This is a genomic window from Arthrobacter sp. LFS091, from assembly GCF_047977885.1.
Lineage (GTDB): Bacteria > Actinomycetota > Actinomycetes > Actinomycetales > Micrococcaceae > Arthrobacter.
This window is the reverse complement of sequence record NZ_JBFPFP010000001.1, coordinates 188,624-206,413: the sequence shown is the minus strand read 5'-3', so window position 1 is coordinate 206,413 and position 17,790 is coordinate 188,624. Positions and strand designations below refer to the sequence as shown.

The 17,790-nt window shown below is 63.9% G+C and carries 17 protein-coding genes; 9 read left to right on the top strand and 8 right to left on the bottom strand.

The window, feature by feature from the left end:
• Positions 1-41 precede the first annotated feature (41 nt).
• The 3 genes from kynA to ACNQOP_RS00965 are packed head-to-tail and all read left to right on the top strand — an operon-like array spanning position 42 to position 3,045.
• Positions 42-911, top strand: coding sequence for a tryptophan 2,3-dioxygenase (gene kynA, locus ACNQOP_RS00975; RefSeq protein WP_416403036.1), 870 nt, complete (start codon positions 42-44; stop codon positions 909-911).
• A 33-nt stretch (positions 912-944) separates the two neighbouring features.
• Positions 945-2,183: a kynureninase gene (locus tag ACNQOP_RS00970; RefSeq protein WP_416403035.1), complete on the top strand. Its 1,239-nt coding sequence runs from the start codon at positions 945-947 to the stop codon at positions 2,181-2,183.
• 7 nt (positions 2,184-2,190) lie between these two features.
• Complete coding sequence (locus ACNQOP_RS00965; protein WP_416403033.1) at positions 2,191-3,045, top strand: PaaX family transcriptional regulator C-terminal domain-containing protein; 855 nt, start codon at positions 2,191-2,193, stop codon at positions 3,043-3,045.
• Here the strand turns inward: ACNQOP_RS00965 and ACNQOP_RS00960 are convergent.
• The 6 genes from ACNQOP_RS00960 to ACNQOP_RS00935 all read right to left on the bottom strand — a co-directional run bounded on the left by ACNQOP_RS00960 (position 3,032) and on the right by ACNQOP_RS00935 (position 8,932).
• Entirely contained in the window at positions 3,032-4,369 is a 1,338-nt protein-coding gene (locus tag ACNQOP_RS00960) for an MFS transporter (protein WP_416403031.1), read from the bottom strand. The two genes, ACNQOP_RS00965 and ACNQOP_RS00960, sit on opposite strands and share 14 nt — an antisense overlap.
• Positions 4,370-4,402: 33 nt before the next feature.
• The gene (locus ACNQOP_RS00955; protein ID WP_416403029.1) at positions 4,403-4,693 is read right to left on the bottom strand and encodes a Dabb family protein; all 291 of its coding nucleotides are present in this window, start codon (positions 4,691-4,693) and stop codon (positions 4,403-4,405) included.
• Complete coding sequence (locus ACNQOP_RS00950) at positions 4,690-6,354, bottom strand: FAD-dependent oxidoreductase (protein ID WP_416403028.1); 1,665 nt, start codon at positions 6,352-6,354, stop codon at positions 4,690-4,692. The genes ACNQOP_RS00955 and ACNQOP_RS00950 overlap by 4 nt, the downstream gene beginning before the upstream one ends.
• 46 nt (positions 6,355-6,400) lie before the next feature.
• The gene (locus ACNQOP_RS00945; protein ID WP_416403026.1) at positions 6,401-7,177 is read right to left on the bottom strand and encodes an SDR family NAD(P)-dependent oxidoreductase; all 777 of its coding nucleotides are present in this window, start codon (positions 7,175-7,177) and stop codon (positions 6,401-6,403) included.
• 227 nt (positions 7,178-7,404) lie between these two features.
• Positions 7,405-8,199, bottom strand: a complete 795-nt coding sequence (locus ACNQOP_RS00940) for an IclR family transcriptional regulator (protein WP_416403024.1) — start codon at positions 8,197-8,199, stop codon at positions 7,405-7,407.
• A gap of 1 nt (position 8,200) precedes the next feature.
• Entirely contained in the window at positions 8,201-8,932 is a 732-nt protein-coding gene (locus ACNQOP_RS00935) for a GntR family transcriptional regulator (protein WP_416403022.1), read from the bottom strand.
• 229 nt (positions 8,933-9,161) lie between these two features.
• Here ACNQOP_RS00935 and ACNQOP_RS00930 point away from each other — a divergent pair, with 229 nt between their 5' ends.
• From ACNQOP_RS00930 to ACNQOP_RS00910, 5 genes are all read left to right on the top strand, one after another.
• Entirely contained in the window at positions 9,162-10,070 is a 909-nt protein-coding gene (locus ACNQOP_RS00930; RefSeq protein WP_416403020.1) for an N-acetylglucosamine kinase, read from the top strand.
• An 87-nt stretch (positions 10,071-10,157) separates the two neighbouring features.
• On the top strand, positions 10,158-11,234 hold the full coding sequence (locus tag ACNQOP_RS00925) for a LolA family protein (RefSeq protein ID WP_416403018.1): 1,077 nt from the start codon (positions 10,158-10,160) through the stop codon (positions 11,232-11,234).
• Positions 11,231-12,223: an ABC transporter ATP-binding protein gene (locus ACNQOP_RS00920; RefSeq protein ID WP_416403016.1), complete on the top strand. Its 993-nt coding sequence runs from the start codon at positions 11,231-11,233 to the stop codon at positions 12,221-12,223. The genes ACNQOP_RS00925 and ACNQOP_RS00920 overlap by 4 nt, the downstream gene beginning before the upstream one ends.
• Positions 12,213-13,076 carry an ABC transporter permease gene (locus ACNQOP_RS00915; protein WP_416403013.1) on the top strand — a complete coding sequence of 288 codons (864 nt, stop codon included), beginning with the start codon at positions 12,213-12,215 and terminating at the stop codon, positions 13,074-13,076. Before ACNQOP_RS00920 ends, ACNQOP_RS00915 begins: the two co-directional genes overlap by 11 nt.
• A gap of 20 nt (positions 13,077-13,096) precedes the next feature.
• Positions 13,097-13,717, top strand: coding sequence for an L-threonylcarbamoyladenylate synthase (locus tag ACNQOP_RS00910; protein ID WP_235521689.1), 621 nt, complete (start codon positions 13,097-13,099; stop codon positions 13,715-13,717).
• A gap of 73 nt (positions 13,718-13,790) precedes the next feature.
• Here ACNQOP_RS00910 and ligD read toward each other — a convergent pair whose 3' ends face one another.
• On the bottom strand, positions 13,791-14,813 hold the full coding sequence (ligD, locus tag ACNQOP_RS00905) for a non-homologous end-joining DNA ligase (protein WP_416403011.1): 1,023 nt from the start codon (positions 14,811-14,813) through the stop codon (positions 13,791-13,793).
• 99 nt (positions 14,814-14,912) lie between these two features.
• On the opposite strand from ligD, the gene ACNQOP_RS00900 reads away from it, so the two are divergent.
• Positions 14,913-15,578, top strand: coding sequence for an alpha/beta family hydrolase (locus tag ACNQOP_RS00900; RefSeq protein WP_284985630.1), 666 nt, complete (start codon positions 14,913-14,915; stop codon positions 15,576-15,578).
• Positions 15,579-15,581: 3 nt separating this feature from the next.
• Here ACNQOP_RS00900 and ACNQOP_RS00895 read toward each other — a convergent pair whose 3' ends face one another.
• Positions 15,582-17,672: an elongation factor G-like protein EF-G2 gene (locus ACNQOP_RS00895; RefSeq protein WP_416403009.1), complete on the bottom strand. Its 2,091-nt coding sequence runs from the start codon at positions 17,670-17,672 to the stop codon at positions 15,582-15,584.
• Positions 17,673-17,790 lie beyond the last annotated feature (118 nt).

Genomic DNA, 17,790 nt, shown 5'->3' with positions numbered 1-17,790 from the left:
CAAACTCTTGACGTTCGTCATGCAAGTGATATTCTCAAGGCATGGAAAAGCCCCCCGTCCATTCCCCGCAGAGTGTCCGCCATATCGAAGAAGGTGTCCGCACCGATTTCCGCCATGCGATGTCTTACGGCGGATATCTGGACCTTGACCAATTGCTCAGTTCCCAGCACCCGCTCAGCGAGCCGGAACACCATGATGAACTGCTGTTCATCATCCAGCACCAGACCAGCGAGCTGTGGCTCAAGCTTGTACTGCACGAACTCCTGGAAGCCCGGAGGTTGTTCGACGCCGACAACCTGGGAAAGGCACTTAAGTGCATCGCCCGCGTGAAGGCCATCCAGCGCACCATGACGGAACAATGGTCGGTCCTGGGCACCCTGACGCCTCGCGAGTACTCCCAGTTCCGCGGCTTCCTGGGGAGTTCCTCGGGTTTCCAGTCCTACCAATACCGCGGTGTCGAGTTCCTGCTGGGAAACAAGAACCGGGGAATGCTGCGCGTGTTCGAAAGCGAGCCCGAGGCCCACGCCCTGCTCGGCAGGTTGTTGGAGGAGCCGACACTCTACGATGCGTTCCTTGGAGTCCTTTCCCGTGCCGGCTACGACATTCCTGTCGACATCCTGGAGCGTGACACCAGCGAACCCTGGACCTTCCGCCAGGACCTCGTTCCCATCTTCCAGAAGATCTACGAGTCCGACGACACGCAGTGGGGACTCTACGAAGCATGCGAAGACCTGGTGGACATCGAGGACAACTTCCAGGCCTGGCGGTTCCGGCACCTCAGGACCGTCCAGCGCACCATCGGGTTCAAGGTAGGAACCGGCGGCTCGTCCGGAGTGGACTTCCTCAAGCGCGCCCTGGACCTGACCTTCTTCCCCGAGCTCTATGCCGTCCGGACCGAGATCGGCAACTAAGCAAGACTGCCCGCCTACACCACAGGAGGAACCATGACCACCGCACAGCAAACCCACCGGCCAACGTCGGCCGAACTGGATGCCGCCGATCCCCTCGCCGCCCAGCGTGAAGCCTTTTACGCGCCCGACGCCGATCAGCTCACCTCATATTTGGACGGCAACTCACTAGGACGCCCCCTGAAGGCCACCGCTGCGCATCTGGCGTCCTTCGTCCACGACGCCTGGGGCAGCCGCCTCATCCGGGGCTGGGATGAACAATGGATGGACGAACCCACAAACGTTGGCGATCGCATCGGTGAAGTGACTCTTGGCGCGGCGCCGGGACAGACCACTGTTGGCGATTCGACGTCGGTGATGCTTTACAAGATGATCCGCGCTGCGGTGGATTCCCAGCCAGGCCGCGACGAGATCATCATTGACCGCGACAACTTCCCCACTGACCGGTTCATTATTGAGGGAATAGCCAAGGAGCGCGGCGCGACCATCAAGTGGATCGCTGCCAATCCCGCCAGTGGTGTCCGCGCGGACGACCTGGACGGCCTGCTTGGCGAGCGGACCGCCGTCGTGGTCCTCAGCCATGTGGCGTATCGCTCGGGGTTCCTTGCGGACGCGAAGGGAATCACCGCCAAGGTCCACGAGGCCGGTGCGCTGATGCTCTGGGACCTGTGCCACTCAGTGGGTTCCGTGCCATTGGAACTGGACGCGTGGGGAGTCGACCTCGCGGTGGGCTGCACATACAAGTACCTCAACGGTGGACCCGGCTCACCGGCCTTTGCCTACGTGAATGCCTCGCAGCAGGACCGTTTGCAACAGCCCATTTGGGGTTGGATGGGCGCCGCGAACCCCTTCGGCATGACGGATTCCTACCAGCCTGCGCAGGGAATCCGGCGGTTCATCACGGGAACACCGCCGGTGCTGGCGATGCAGCCCCTCAAGGACATGGTGGAACTGATCGCTTCGGTAGGCATGGAGGCCGTCCGGGAGAAGTCGATCAAGATCACCGAGTATGCCATCGCTTTGGCGGAGGAACACCTGGTGCCTCTCGGCGCCGAAATCGTGAGCCCCCGGGACCCTGCCGAGCGTGGCTCGCACATTACAGTGGACCACCCGCTCTTCGCTGATGTCACTGCCGCCCTCTGGGAAAAGGGGGTCATTCCCGATTTCCGCCCGCCGCACGGGCTGCGCATTGGCCTCTCGCCGCTGAGCACCAGCTACGCCGAGGTTGAGCTGGGAGTGCTCGCCATCCGGGACGCCCTCGCCGAACTGCTGTGAGCCTGAAGTGAGCGCTGTACTGGACGATATGGACTCCCGCCCCGGGAGTACCACTTCATTGCTGCGGACCGTCATTGGCCTGTACTTGAGGGATGCCGGGGGTTGGATGTCGGCGAAGGACATCGTTGCCCTGATGGAGGCCCTCGGCACGTCCGGCACAGTCACCCGGACCGCCTTGGGCCGGTTGCGCAAGAAGGATGTGGTCCTGCAGGAAAACCGTGACGGACTCCCCGGCTATACGCTCACCGACGGCGCCTCCACGATGCTGGCCCGTGGTGACCGCCGGATCTACAACCCCCGCAGCATGGGCGACGCCGATCCGTGGTGCCTGATCTCGTTTTCCATTCCGGAGACCGAACGCGAAAAGCGCCACCAGCTGCGGCGCAGGCTCCATTGGATCGGCTGCGGGACAGTGGCTGCGGGTTTGTGGATCTGCCCTGACTCCCTGCGGGGGGAGGTGGAGGAAATCCTGGCCGACCTGGACCTGCGGGACATGGCAACCGTCTTCGTGACCGAAACCCCGTTGGTAGGTGGCAGCCTCCGGGATGCCGCGTCGAACTGGTGGGACCTGGAGGCAGTGGCCGGCCTTCACAAGGACTTCATCAGGGAGCATGGTGCCGCGGTTTCAGGCCACGCCGTGGACGTCTCAGCGCAGGCCTTCGCCACGTACGTCCAGTGCATCGACCGATGGCGGATCATCCCGTACCTCGACCCCGGGTTGCCGGCAGCATTCCTGCCAGCCGACTGGCCCGGGGCCGAGGGTGCTGAATTGTTCAAACGGATTGTTGCCGCCTATGCCGAACCCAGTGCCGAATTCGTTCGACGCTGTCTGGCGGGCACGGCCGCAGCTACGGTTTCCTGACGGCGATTCCCCGCCAGTACGGCTCCCCCAGGTCTTCGATGGGCGTCTTGGCGGTTTCCCGTGAGAAATAGGCGGAGACGCCGGCGATGGCCATGCACAGCACCGCGAACCCGGCGACAGGAAGCCACCCGTCGTGGCCCTTGCCCAGCAGGAGTCCTGCGATGAGGGGAGCAAAGCCAGCCACCACCAATCCCAACTGGTTCCCCAAAGCCATGCCCGAATACCGGACGGGTGCGGCGAAGAGTTCGGCGAAGTAGGCGGGCCATATTCCGTTGAAGCAGGAATAGAGCAGCGTCATGTTGATGAACGCGGCGGCGAAGACCAGGAAGATGTTTCCGCTGGACAACGCCATGAAGTAGGCAAAGATCGTCGCTGAGCAGCCTATTGCCGCTGTCAGGAGCAACGGCCTGCGACCCCAATTGTCGGACAGTTTCGCCGTCAGGGGCATCACGAACATGGACAAGCCAATGGCCACCGCGTTGACAGTGAGGATGGATGCCTTGTCGAAGCCTGCAGCGCCGGTGGCGTAGGACAAACCGAAAACTGTGAAGATCGTCTGCATGACAGACATGATGGACATGCCAACCACCCTCGCCACATCGGCTGACTGGAAACGAAGGACTTCCCGCAGCGGCATCGGGGCCACGGTCCGCCGGTCCTTGGCGTCCTCAAACACCGGAGTCTCATCCAGGTGCGTCCGCACCCAGTAAGCGATGCCCAACACCACAATGGACAACCAGAACGGGATGCGCCAACCCCAGCTCATCAACGCCTCGGTGGGCAGTGCGGACACCGGGATAAAGACGAGAGTCGCGAGCACCATGCCGGAGGCATAACCGGTCATGACGAAGCTGGTAAAGAAGCCGCGGCGGCCCTCGGGTGAGTGTTCCAGGGTCAGTGTGGACGCACCTGCCGATTCCGCCCCTGCAGAGAACCCCTGCGCCAGGCGGCCAATGACCAGGAGGACCGGTGCCCAGAAGCCAATCTGGCTGTAGCTTGGCAGGAACCCGATGCCGAGGGACGACAGTCCCATGACGCCCAGGGTGATGAGCAGGATTTTCTTGCGGCCCAGCTTGTCGCCGAAGTGGCCCATGACCAGCCCACCCACCGGCCGGGCCACATAGGCCACGCCGAAGGTGGCGAAGGCCCCGATCAGGCCCACCGCAGGATCATCGGAGGGAAAGAAAAGCGGCCCGAAAACCAGCGCGGCGGCTGAGCCATAAATGAAGAAGTCGTAGTACTCGAGGGTGCTTCCGAGGAACGAGGCCAAAGCCGCTTTTCCAGGGGTCTTGCGCAGCGTCGTTTGCTGGGCAGTTGTAGACATGGCTGTTCTCCTTCGAACGGCGTCCAAGTGGTGCTAGAGGTGGAAATCGACGGCGATGATTTGCTCGCTGTTGGGAAACGAGTACTTCTTGAGTGGCTCGTGGAGGGGATGGGTGTTGTAGGCATCGATGTCCTCGGCAGAGGCAAAATCGGCAACGATCGCGTAGTCGAAGGAGCGTTCGTGCTGGAAGACATCAGCGCCGTGGGTCAGTTTCAGGAGGCCCGGAATCTTGCCGTCCATCGCATCCAGGCCTGCCACCCAGGCGGCTTTGTCCGCTGCGGGAAAATCAGTCTTGAACTTGAACAACACTGCGTGGCGGATCATGCTCCCACTCCAGTCGTCACACTGTCACCCGCATACTCGGCCGGTTGGCCGGCAATGGTCCGGCCCGCAAGGTATCCCATGGTCATGATGGGGCCAAGGGTGGCTCCCGCCCCCGGGTAGCCTGCGGCGTAGGCATTCTCCGTGGTGTTACCGGCGGCAAAAAGGCCTGGGATGGCGTTGCCGTCCACGTCGAGGACGCGGGCCCGGCCGTCCGTCGCTACGCCTCCGTTGCTTCCGAACGCACCGTTGACCACCTCCATTGCGTAGAACGGTCCGGTCAACAGCGGACCCAGTGACGGATTGGGCCAAGGGCAGTCGTCATCGCCCCAGTACTTGTCGTAGGCGCTTTCACCCCGGCCGAAGTCCGGGTCCTCACCTTTGACGGCATATTCGTTGAAGCGGCTGACCGTTGCGTTGAGTTCGTCGGCAGGGACACCGATCTTTTCGGCCAGCTCTTCCAGCGTGGGTGCTTCGATCAGGTAGTCCGGCGTCGGTTGGCCGGCCCGGTGAGCCAGGACGCCGTAGCGCTCCAAGTAGCCGTGGTCGAAGACCACATGTGCCGGGGTGTTCAGGGTCTGGTTGTTCGGCGAATCCCAGGACTGCAGGCAGCGTGCGAGGTCGTTGTAATTCTGGGACTCGTTGGCGAATCGGCGTCCGTGCCGGTTGACCATGAGCGAGCCAGGTCCTTGCCGTTCGAACCTCAGCAAGGTGCCAATGGGCGCTCCATCGCGGGTGTCTCCCGTGATGGACATCGGCGCCCACCAGGCTTCACGGGTTCCGCGGGTCTGTGCCCCGATCCGCTGTGCCATCTTTAGTCCGTCGCCAGTGTTGGAGGGTGGTGAGCACATGATGTACAGGCGGGAGGCCAGCAACGAATCGGCCAGCGCCTTGTCCCACTCGAAGCCACCGGTAGCGAGGACGACGCCGTCGTTGGCGTGGAAAGTTTCACCCGACTCGAGTTCGACGCCCACTACCCTGCCGCCGTCGAGCAGGAGTCGTTGACCGCGGGCGCCAACCACCAGTGCCGCGCCGTCCCGGACCAGGCTCGCAAGCAGCATGGCAACCAGGGCATGGCCCTTGGCCACAAGTCCTTGTTCCTGCCGCTGGTTCAGTTCATTCCACGGGAATTTGGTGAAGGCACCCCAGTTCTCATACTCCTGCATAGTGAACGGCGCCCTGCCGTCGGACCGGACATGGTGTGCAAGTTCGCCAAGTGCCTCGCGGATGTTGAACAGTTCGGGTTCAACGGTCCGCCCGCCTTCAACGGAACCGGGAAGGTCCTGGCGGTAGTCCGGGAAATTATCCAGGAAGATGAAACGGACCCCGCATTCGTCCTCGGTAAAACGGAGCATGGTGTCCCCGTAATCGAGGGCAGCATCAAGGAGCTCTTCGCGGCTACGTCCGCGGGCCACAGCGCGGATGTATTGCGCCGCGGCGTCCTTCGAGTCGCTCAGACCGGCTTCGCGGGCGTGGTGGTTGTCGGCCACCCACAGCATGCCTCCCGATACCGCTGAGGTACCGCCCAGCAGCTCGGTTTTTTCGAGGACGACGACGGATTTGCCCGCCCTTGCGGCGGTGGCCGCTGCCGTCAGGGCGCCTGCGCCCGAGCCGACCACGACGACGTCGTAGGTATCGGTTTGTGTGCCGTTCAGGAATTTCACGGTGGAGCCTTTCGGGAATGAAATGGGGTTGCAGTTGCCAGGCGGGTCAGACCGCGGTGTAGCCGCCGTCGATCACCAGTTCGGATCCCGTGGTGAACCGGGATTCATCGGAAGCGAGGTACAGCACGCCGTAGGCAATTTCGTCCGGTTCGCCCTGCCTGGGCAGCGGGTTGCTGCCTACCAACTGCCGGTAATAGGCCTCTGCCCCGATCTCTGACTGTTCCGCCGACCGGCGGCTCATCCTGGTGTTCATGGATCCCGGGTGGATGGAGTTCACCCGAACACCGTGGGCGCCGTAGGTGGCGGCATCGGACTTGCTCAGCAGCCGGACAGCGCCCTTGGTTGCGTGGTAGAGCGGCACGTTGCGTCCGCCGGTCAGTCCGTGGATGGAGGAAAAGTTGATGATGCTTCCGGACTGCTTGGCGATCATGCCTGGAACCACGTACTTGGTCATGAGCCAAACCCCTTTGACGTTGACGTCAAAGATGGCATTGAAATCTTCCATGGACGCGGTGTGGCTTGCTCCGGCGACGCCGATGATACCGGCTGCGTTGACCAGGATGTCCGGAGCGCCGAGCTCTTCGCTGAGTTTTCCGATCGTCCTTGCGACGCTGGACTCATCGGTGACATCCACGTCGTATTCGGTGATACCGGGATGGTTGCCCCCGGCCGGCGTCCCGGCCCGGTCCAACGAGGCTACGGACGCCCCGTGGTCAGCCAACAACCGGGCGGTTGCGCTTCCCAGGTCTCCCCTGCCGCCGGTAACCACAACCACTTTCCCGGCCACGCGTTGGGACGGCTTTCCGTGTACTGCTGACTCCATGACCAAAACTCCTCCTGCCGCGGCATTGCGGCGTTCAAACATCACTACGGCGCAGGGCAGCACGGAAGAGGGCCCGGGGGCCGTTGATGTACTTGGGCTGAATGCCTTGAGGGTCAATGTCCTCGTGTATGGCGCCGGCCGGTGGTCCGGTCCGCAGTGCCCTGCTGTGCGCTCCACTCTGCCAGCGGGCCTGTGAGTGGGGCCACAGCGTTACCGATGAACGGGAATCAGATGTTGCCGTTGCTTTGGCGGAGTGCGCCTTTGAGCTCGCCGCGCCAACCCAGGGCCCTCGAAATACCGCGCGCGGCAGTCATCAATACCGGCACGCGCACGGCCGCGTTTTCTTCATTCCTGGGCACCACAACGCTTAAGGCAGCCACAACGGTGTTCGTTCGGCCGAAGACGGGAACGGCGATTCCGCTCGATTCCGGCACGATGATTCCGGGCATGGACGCGAATCCCCGTTGGCGGATGGCTGCAAGGTGACGGCGCAGATCGGCTGGATTGGTCAGCGTGGCATCGGTGAACTTCTCCAGCGTCCGGGAGAGAAAGAGGTCCTGGTAGGCAGCCGGCGAGTAGGCCAGCAGGACCAACCCGGACGATGTACCGTGCACGGGAAGCCGGCCGGCCACCTTGGTGATGTCCACCATGGAATCCCTGGAGCCGATGCGTTCGATGTAGAGGACCTCGTCGGAGTCCAGGATCCCAAGCGTCGTTGAATGCTGGACCACCGATTGAACGTCTTCCATGAACGGCAGCGCGGCTTCCCGCAGGCCCACCATCCGTGAACTCCTGGAGACGAGCTCCCACAGCCGTATGCCTACGCGGACCTCGGCATTGGCTTCGCGTTCAAGCAGGCCCTCGGCCAGCATCTCGTCCACCAGGCGGTATGTCGTGGTGACCGGGAGCCCGGAGCGGCGGGCCAGCGTGGCAACGCTCATGGTGCGGTGGGAGTCATCAAAGGCTCCCACCAGCCTCACGACGCGACGGATGACGGACTCGCCCGACGTCGAGTTGGCCATACTACTCGCCTGATTTCACGCGTGAGACGAACCGGAAACGGTCCCCACGAAAAGTGCTGCGGGTCCATTCGACCGGAACGCCGGTGGCGGATCTGGCCAGCCTGTGGACCACCAGCAGCGGAGCGCCCATCTCGATACCGAGCAGCTGGACATCCCCGGGACCGGCCAAGGCGGTCTCCACGGTGTCTTCTACGTCCGCGACCCGGATCCCGTAGACGTCCTCAAGGACCGCGTACAGCGACCCGGATTTGGACAGGTTCGACTTGAAACGTGGCAGCTTGCCCGGCAGCCAGGCGACTTCGTGGGCCAGCGGTTCGCCCTCAATCAGACGGATCCGCTCCAACCGGGTGACCTGCGCGCCCTCTTCCAATCCCAAGTGCGTCGAGACGACGGTGTCCGCCCGGACGACGTCGAGGCCGATCAGGGTGGAGTCTGGACGGAGGCCTTGCGTGCGGGCGTCATCGGAAAAGGACGTCAATTGCCGGACGTGCGTCACCTTGGGTGGCGCTACGAACGTTCCGTGCCCTTGGATCCTGCCCAACCTGCCTTCCGCGACGAGCTCGCTGATCGCCTGCCGGACCGTGGTGCGGGAGGTTGCATACTTTTCCGCCAGTGCCCGCTCGGTGGGGATAAGCGTCCCGGGCTGCAGACCCGCGATCAGCGCCAAGACCTCCGTTTTAAGGAGGTAATATTTCGGCGCAGCAGGTGCAGCTTCTGGTTGCATGTTGGACATCCTACTTGTAGACAGCTGGATTGGTCTATGCCAATCTAGGGACTGTTGGTTTCAACCAACTGCGGCGAGCCAGGGGCACTCCCCCACCTTCGCACAGACAGTCCGCACCTGAACCGAAGGGACGCCAGTTGAAGGACAATGTGAACTTGAGGAGCGCCGCTGCGAAGCGGGCCGGGACCCTGATCCGCGCCATCGCACCCGGCAGGACCAAAGCATCGGCGATGCTCCCGTGACGCCGCCAGTCCTCGGCCTCCACATCGGCGGCTCAAAGACACACGCCGTCCGCTCGGAGGAGTCCCAGACAGTTAGCGGATCACCTCGGAGCTCCGGTGATGAAATCACTGAAACCAGCGCCAACTTGTCATCGGTCGGGCACCAAGGCGCTGATGCGGTCCTGCGCCGGATAGCCGCAAGTGTGGGAGGTGGAGTCAAAGCCGTCTGTGCCGGTGCAGCGGGCGCCGACACGCCAGCGAGCCGTGCTGTCCTCTCCGCCCTCCTCATGGAACATTTTCCCGGCGCCGAAGTCGAGGTGGTCCACGACACGCGCATAGTCCTCGCAGCCGCCGGCCTCGACGCCGGCGCCGTGCTGGTCGCTGGCACCGGCTCGGTAGCCTGGGGTCGAAATGCCGATGGACGCGAAGCGCGAAGCGGCGGGTATGGCTATTTGCTGGGCGATGAGGGCAGCGGCTACTCAGTGGTGCGCGACGCCGTCCGGGAAGCCCTGCGCGAGTACTACGCCGGATTGGAGCCCGGGATCCTGGTTCGGGCGCTGATGGAAGCAACCTCCAGCGCCGATGCCCTGCAGCTCATGGACTTCTTCTACGCGAAGCCGGAACCGGACCACTGGGCCAGCCTGGCCCCGCTCGTCCTGGAGTTTGCGGCCGAGGGAGACCCCGCTGCCGTTCGGATCCAGGCCGAGGCCGCGCATTCCCTTGCAACACTTGCCCGCCAGGTACTGGGGGAATTGGGCCTGGACTTGCCGCTCGTCATGGCCGGGGGCCTGCTGGTCAATCAGAGCCAGCTGGCTGGTGCCGTAGCCCGGAAAGTTTCCCTCGAGGACCCGTCTTCCGTCCGGATCCTGACACAGGCACCGGTGCACGGTGCGGTGGAACTGGCGCGCCAGCTGATCCGGGACTAACTCGCGCTTCTGCGTAACTGCCCCCGATTCCGGCCAGGAACGGGAGTAGTCTTAATCCATGCCTTTCACGTGCGGTGGTCGGTAGCAATGACGCGGGCCAAGCGGCGGTGGCTGCCAGCCCTCCTGATCCCCCTTGCCCTTGCCCTTGCGGTGCTCTCCGGTTCGGTCCAGGCCGGTGCCACAGTGTCGCTCCCGCCCAAGACGGCGGATGAGGTTCTTGCCATGATTGCGCGCACGCAAGTGCGTGCATTCTCCGGAACGCTTCAACAGACTGCGGAGCTGGGACTCCCGGATATAACCTCCTCGGCCCCAGGCATCACTCCGGCTGCTGGTACCGCACTTGAGTTCCTGGCGGGCAGCCACACCGCACGCGTTTTCGTTGGCGATCCCACCAAGGCGCGACTGCAAGTCATGGACGCCATGGCTGAGCGCGACCTCATCGTCAACGGCAAGGATGCATGGTTCTACAACTCGGCGGACAACAGCGCCACCCACCTTCAGGTCCCAAAGTCCGGCGCCCCCACGGAGACTCTTCCAAACAAGCCGACGTTGCCCACGCCCGAGGCACTGGCCAGCAGGTTCCTGGCCGCTGTTGACGCCGGAACCGAGGTAACGGTGGGAGAGGCTTCATCGGTTGCCGGTCGTAGTGCGTACAGGCTTAACCTTGCCCCGAAGGACCCCGGCACCCTGGTGGCCTCGGTGTCCATCGACGTCGACTCCGAAACCGGCTTCCCGCTGGGCGTCCACGTGCAGGCGAAGAACCAAGCCGACCCTGCCTACTCCCTGGCCTTCACCGATCTGAGCCTTAGCGCTCCCGATCCCGGCCTGTTCCAGTTCACGCCGCCCGCGGGATCCACTGTCACCACGAAGGTACTTCCCGCGCGGCCCGCTCCGGTGCCCGATGCCGATGCCAGTGCCAAAGCGCCGTCCCCTCACGGCACACGGGTTTCCGGCGAAGGGTGGGGATCGATCGTCGTGCTGCCTGCCGCCGCTGTGCCTGCCGGGCTTACTTCGAATCCCCAAATCTCCCAGATGTTGCAAAGCGTTTCCGGCGGCCGGGCATTGACCTCCTCGCTGGTGAGCGTCCTGATTCTCGACGACGGCCGCGTCCTCGCAGGGCTGGTCCCGTTGGAGCGGCTCCAGTCAGCGGCTGCCGCCCAGTGAAGGAGCCCTCACCAACGCAGCGCGGGGCCGCCGCTGAGGAGCTGGCTGTTGAGACCCGCGGGCTGGTGAAACGTTTCGGGCAACGCGCGGCCGTTGACGGCATCGACCTCGCTGTACCGCGCGGAGCGGTGTTCGGCTTCCTTGGACCCAACGGTTCGGGAAAGACCACCACCATCCGGGTACTGCTGGGGCTGGCTTCCGCCACGAGCGGCGATGTCCGGGTCCTGGACCAGTCCATGCCGGCCGCGCTGGCATCGGTCCTCCCCAATGTCGGCGCCTTGGTGGAAGGGCCCGGTTTCTACCCCTTCCTCACAGGACCCGGAAACCTCATGCGCCTCGATTCAGCTGACCGCCACGCCTTGCCGGCGACACGTCGACACCGCGTCGCCGAGGCCCTGGACCGTGTTGGACTTACCCACGCTGCCGGTAAGAAGGTCCGGGCCTATTCGTTGGGCATGAAGCAGCGCCTTGGCTTGGCGAACGCGCTGCTCAGGCCGCGGGAACTGCTGGTCCTGGACGAACCCACCAACGGATTGGACCCCCAGGGCACCCGCGAGGTCCGTAGCTTGGTGCGATCCCTCGCCGCGGGAGGGACCACTGTGTTCGTTTCCAGCCATTTGCTGGCCGAGGTGGAACAAATGTGCACCCACGTCGGCGTCATGAGTGCCGGGCGCCTGGTCGCCCAAGGACCGCTGGCGGAGTTGCGGTCCGCGGGCCAGAGGCAGGTTGTGGTTGAAACGCCCGACGCCGAACGCGCCAACGGCGTCCTGGCGCGCCTGGGGTTGGTCCCGGCCGCCACACCGGATGGGGAACGCCCCATCGAGGCGAGGGCTGTCATGAACGGTGGACTGGCCGGGCCTGCCCCCGAGGAGATCGTGGCAGCCTTGGTTGCCGATGGCGTTCGGGTACGGGGTTTCGCTGTTGAAGACGCAAGCCTGGAAGACCGGTTCGTGTCCCTGACCGGAGAGGGGTTCGACGTTGTCGGCTGACACCTCTAAGCCCTTGGCCCCGGGGGTGCGGCCCCCGGTTGGCTGGTCCCTGCTTGGCTCTGAATTGTCGGTGCTGTTCCGTCGCCTCCGTACATGGGCGATGCTGCTCGCCCTCGCAGCCGTACCCATCCTCATAGCTGTGGCCGTCAAACTGTCGTCCCGGCCCGTCGCCCCAGGCCGGGGACCGCTCTTTTTGGACCGCATCACCCAAAACGGACTTTTTGTGGCCGTGACCGCCCTGGTGGTGTGCGTACCGTTATTCCTGCCCCTGACCATCGGCGTGGTGGCTGGGGATACCATCGCCGGCGAAGCCAACATGGGGACCTTGCGCTACCTGTTGCTTGCACCCGCAGGCCGCGTCCGGCTCCTGCTGGTCAAGTATGCCGGGGCCGTTGCGTTCTGTTTCGCCGCGACGGTGACCGTGGCAGCGTCAGGTGCCTTGGCCGGCGTCGTGCTTTTTCCTGTAGGACCCGTGACGCTCCTCTCAGGCGACACCATTGGCGTGGGCGAATCGATGCTGCGGTCCTTGGGGATCGCCGGCTACATCACTGTGTCGCTGTTGGGATTGTCTGCCATAGGACTGCTGATTTCCACTTTCACTGATGTCCCGGTGGGCGCCATGGCCGCCACGATTGTCCTCTCTGTTGTCTCCCAGGTGCTGGACAACCTCCCGCAACTGGACTGGCTGCACCCGTGGCTGTTCAGCCACCATTGGCTGGGCTTCGCGGATCTGCTGCGGCAGCCGATCGACTGGACGTCGTTCGGTGCCAATGCGTTGCTGCAGGTCGGATACATCGCCGTGTGCGGCACACTGGCCTACGCAAAATTCTCGAACAAGGACATCCTGTCCTAGCTTTGTCGTAGGCTCTTCCCATGGCCAGATTCTTTGATGTGCACCCGGAAGATCCCCAACCACGCGCTATCGGCCAGGTGGTCAAAATGCTGCAGGACGGCGGCCTGATCGCCTACCCTACCGACTCCTGCTACGCGTTGGGCGCCCAGATCGGAAACAGGGAAGCGCTTGACCGCATCAGGGCGATCCGGCATTTGGACGACAAGCACCACTTCACGCTGGTGTGCAAGGACTTCGCCCAGATGGGCCAGTTCGTGATGCTCGACAACGACGTTTTCAGGAGCATCAAGGCGGTCACTCCGGGCAGCTACACGTTCATCCTGCCGGCCACCCGCGAGGTACCCAAGCGGCTCCTGCACCCCAAGAAGAAGACGGTGGGTGTGCGTATCCCGGACCACCGCGTTGTCCAGGCCCTGTTGGCTGAGCTGGGCGAACCGCTGTTGTCCAGCACGCTCCTGCTGCCCGACCAGGAAGAACCCCTGACGCAGGGCTGGGAAATCAAGGAACGGCTGGACAACCAGGTGGACGGTGTCATCGACGCCGGCGACACCGGAGCAGAGCCGACTACCGTGGTGGACTTTTCCAGCGGCGTTGCCGAAGTCGTGCGTCGCGGAACCGGAGATCCGTCCCGGTTCGAATAACCCCCGGACCGATGCCCCCCGACAGATGCCCCGGGCGCTGGCCAAGGCGCCGGAGGCATCCCCTGCCCGCGGCTTATTCCGGCTTTCGTGCGCGGCTCGGTTGCACCCGCATGGGTTCTCCCGGCATCTTGGGAAATTCCGGCGGGAAGGGCATCTCGCCTTGGCCGTTGCTGACGTCGCGTTCCCACCACGAAAGCAGAACGTCGATCTCCCCCGGTTGCGAGTGCATGGTCGCCCACGGGTCACCGGCTTTCCTGAGGCGCTCAGGAACTGTGGCGATGGTGTATTTTGCCGGATCGGCGTGATCCAGTTCGTCCCACGTCAGCGGACAGGACACCTGCGCTGTGGGTACGGCGCGTGGGCTGTAGGCACCGGCGATGGTCCTGTCCCGGTTTGCCTGGTTGAAGTCAACGAAGATCCGCTTTCCGCGCTCTTCTTTCCACCATGCCATGGTGACCTTATCCGGCATGCGGCGTTCCAATTCACGGCCGGCGGCGATCACGGCGTGACGTACGTCCAGGAACTCATGCTTGGGGTGGATGGGGGCATAGACGTGAAGCCCCCGGTTCCCGGAGGTCTTAATGAACGCCGTGAGGCCCGCCTCCTCCAGGACTGACCGAAGTTCAAGGGCGGCCGGCTTGGCGTCATCAAAGTCCGTCCCCGGTTGGGGATCGAGGTCGATCCGGAGTTGGTCCGGGTTATCCGGATCGTCGGCCCGGGAAGCCCACGGGTGGAACACCACGGTGTTCATTTGTGCGGCCCACACTGCGGCCGCCGGCTCGTCGATGACCAATTGCGGATGGGACCGTGCGCTCGGGTACGTGACGGGCACGGAACGCACATAGTCTGGCGCTCCCTTGGGCGGATTCTTCGAGAAGAACATCTCGCCCTCGATGTTGCCCGAACACCGTTGAAGGCTGACGGGACGGTTCCCGTTGGCTGCGACAAAGGCCTCGCCCACGTCAATGAGGTAATTGGCCAGGTCCAGCTTGGTCAGTCCTGCCTCCGGCCACATGACTCGGCTGGGACTGGAAATTCGAACCTCCCGGGGGCCATCGGGGCCGGGCACGGTGACAACGGTTGCTTCGCTCGCCATGGCCACAAGCTACCGTGTTTGAACCGCCCGCGTCAGCATTCGGGCCCGTTCCGGTGCGCATGTCCATCGCGGACCGCCTCACTGCAGGATGATGGATGCATGCCAACGCCTGAAACATCCTTGCGGATCGCCGTCAACGAACTCGAAATTTCGGCCCTTTCCATCCGGCCTGACCACCCCTCGGCCACCCTCGTGGTGGCCCATGGCGCCGGCGCGGGAATGGAGCACCCGTTTCTGCAGGGTTTCGCTGAAGCGATGGCGGACGAAGGCGTCGCAACCCTGCGCTTCAACTTCCCGTACCGCGAAGCGGGCCGGCGTTTTCCTGATCGGCCGCCTCTGGCTATCGCTACGTGGCGGGCCGTGATGGACAGGGCCACTGAGCTGGGCAATGCGGAACCCATCTGGGCTTCCGGAAAATCCTTCGGCGGACGCATGGCATCAATGGCCGTGGCTGAGGGAATGCCCGCACGGGGGTTGGTTTACTTGGGCTACCCGTTGCATGCACCGGGTAAGCCGGACAAGCTTCGCGACGAGCACCTCTACGGAGTCACTGTGCCCATGCTCTTTCTTCAAGGTACCCGCGATACCTTTGCCACGCCGGAACTGCTGGAGGGCGTGGTGGCAAGGATTGGCCCGACGGCGACACTCCAGTGGTGTGAGGGCGGCGACCATTCGTTCGCGGTCAAGGGTGTGAAGCGGGGCGCAGCCGAAGTGGGCGCATCGCTGGCGCCGGCTGTGGCCGCGTTCCTGGGGGCCAACCCGTAGGTCCTACTTGGGCAGCGCTTCATGCCGGAGGTAGGACCGCCGGAATCGGCCCGTCCCGGCGGTCAGTGCACGCAGCTCGATGGCGTACCGCAGGAGCTCCTGGTCCGGGACCTCGGCGGTAATTTCGGTCCCTGCGGTATCGTCAGCCGTCGTCCCGGTGACGCGTCCCCGCCGACCGGAAAGGTCGCTCATGACTGTCCCTACATACTCATCGGGAACGCTGATAACCACCGCGGATACTGGTTCCAGGAGTTGGATTTTCGCCGCGGCTGCCGCTTCGCGCAGCGCCAGGGCTCCGGCCGCCTGAAAAGCCGCATCAGAGGAATCAACGCTGTGGGTCTTACCACCCACCAGCGTCACTTTGATATCCACCACGGGGAAACCGGCCAAGACACCCTTAAGCATCTGCGCCCGGACGCCTTTCTCCACGGAAGAAACGAAAGTGCCCGGGATTGCGCCGCCCACGACTTTGTCGGAGAACACGAATCCTTCGCCGCGGCCGAGGGGCTCGACTTCTATGTCGCAGATGGCGAACTGCCCGTGGCCTCCGGACTGCTTGACGTGCCGGCCGTGGCCATTTGCCTTCGTGGCAAAGGTCTCCCGGAGAGGCGTGATCACGTCCACGGTCTGCAGCTTGACGCCCTGGTTGCGGAGCCGGTCCAGGACTACCTCCGCGTGGGCCTCCCCCATGCACCAGAGGACGAGTTGGTGCGTATCCGGGTTACGTTCCAGGCGCAGCGTGGGGTCGGCGGCCGCCACCTTGCCGATGCTCTTGGCAAGCGCGTCCTCGTCACTTCGGGAGGCGCCTTCTATGGCGACCGGCATCAGGGGCTCGGGCATGTTCCAGGTCTCAAGAAGCAGCGGCGCCTCACGGTCTGATATCGAGTCGCCGGTCTCGGCGTTGGCGAGTTTGCTGATCGCGCAGATGTCACCTGCAATGCACTGCGGAACTGCTTTCAGTCCCTGACCGACAGGTGAGTAGAGGTGCGTGACGCGTTCGTCGGCGTCGTGGTCTTCATGGCCCCTGTCGGCGAGTCCCCTGCCGCCTACGTGGATCGATGAATCTTCCCGCAGGGTTCCCGAAAAAACCCGGACAAGGCAAACACGGCCAAGAAACGGATCCACGGTGGTTCGCACTACTTCGGCCGCCAATCGAGCTGCCGGATCGCAGCGCAGGGGCTTCAGCGATGTGCCGTCCAACGTCATGGCCGGCGGGGGAACCCGTTCCAAGGGTGATGGCAGGGCTTCGGTCATGAGGGCCATGAGCTCAGCGAGCCCCATGCCGGCTTCTGCGGCGGTGGGAATGACGGGGAAGAAGCTTCCCCTGGCCACGGCTGTTTCGAGGTCCTTGATGAGGTCCGCCAGCGCCAGTTCTTCACCACCGAGATACCGGTCCATCAGTGTCTCGTCTTCGCTTTCGGCGATAATGCCTTCCACCAGGGGTCCCCGGGCTTCCTCCACCCGCGGCTCGCTGCTGGTGCCATGGATGATGCCGATCAGGCCGGCGTTGTCGGCGGCAGGAAGGTACAGGGGAAGGACAGAGTCACCGAATGCTTCCCGGCAGCGCACGACGGCGGCGGCGAAGTCAGCACGCGGATGGTCCAGTTTGCTGAGCACCACCGCACGCGGCATCCGGACCTTCTGGCACTCGCCCCACAACGTAACGGTGGCGCCGTCGATGTCGTCCACAGCGGAGACAACAAAAAGGGCCGCGTCTGCGGCCCTCAAACCTGCCCGAAGTTCGCCGGTGAAATCGGTGTAGCCCGGGGTGTCGATCAGGTTGACCTTGACCGCACCGACCCGGATCGGCGCCACCGACAAGGTCACCGACCGTTGCTGATGGATCGCGGACGGATCCGAGTCGCTGACCGTGGTCCCGTCGCTGATGGTCCCCATCCTGGGAATGGCGCCAGTGGCTGCAAGCAGGGCTTCCACCAGCATGGATTTACCTGCACCGGAATGTCCGACGAGTGCCACATTCCGGATGCCGGCAGGATCCGTGGGTGACATGGTCGAGCCATTATCGCCGCCCTTGGCCTCAGCATTGCCTGGGCCGCTTCCTTTTGCCGGTTCGCGCGTACCCTTCACGGACATGGGCACCTCCTGGTGTTCTCTCCGGCGCTCATGCAAACGCCCTGAACGTGGAACGTTAAAGAGGATTGGACACCCTGGGGTGGCCGCAGGACAAGGGCTTGCAGCGAGCAAAACCAGC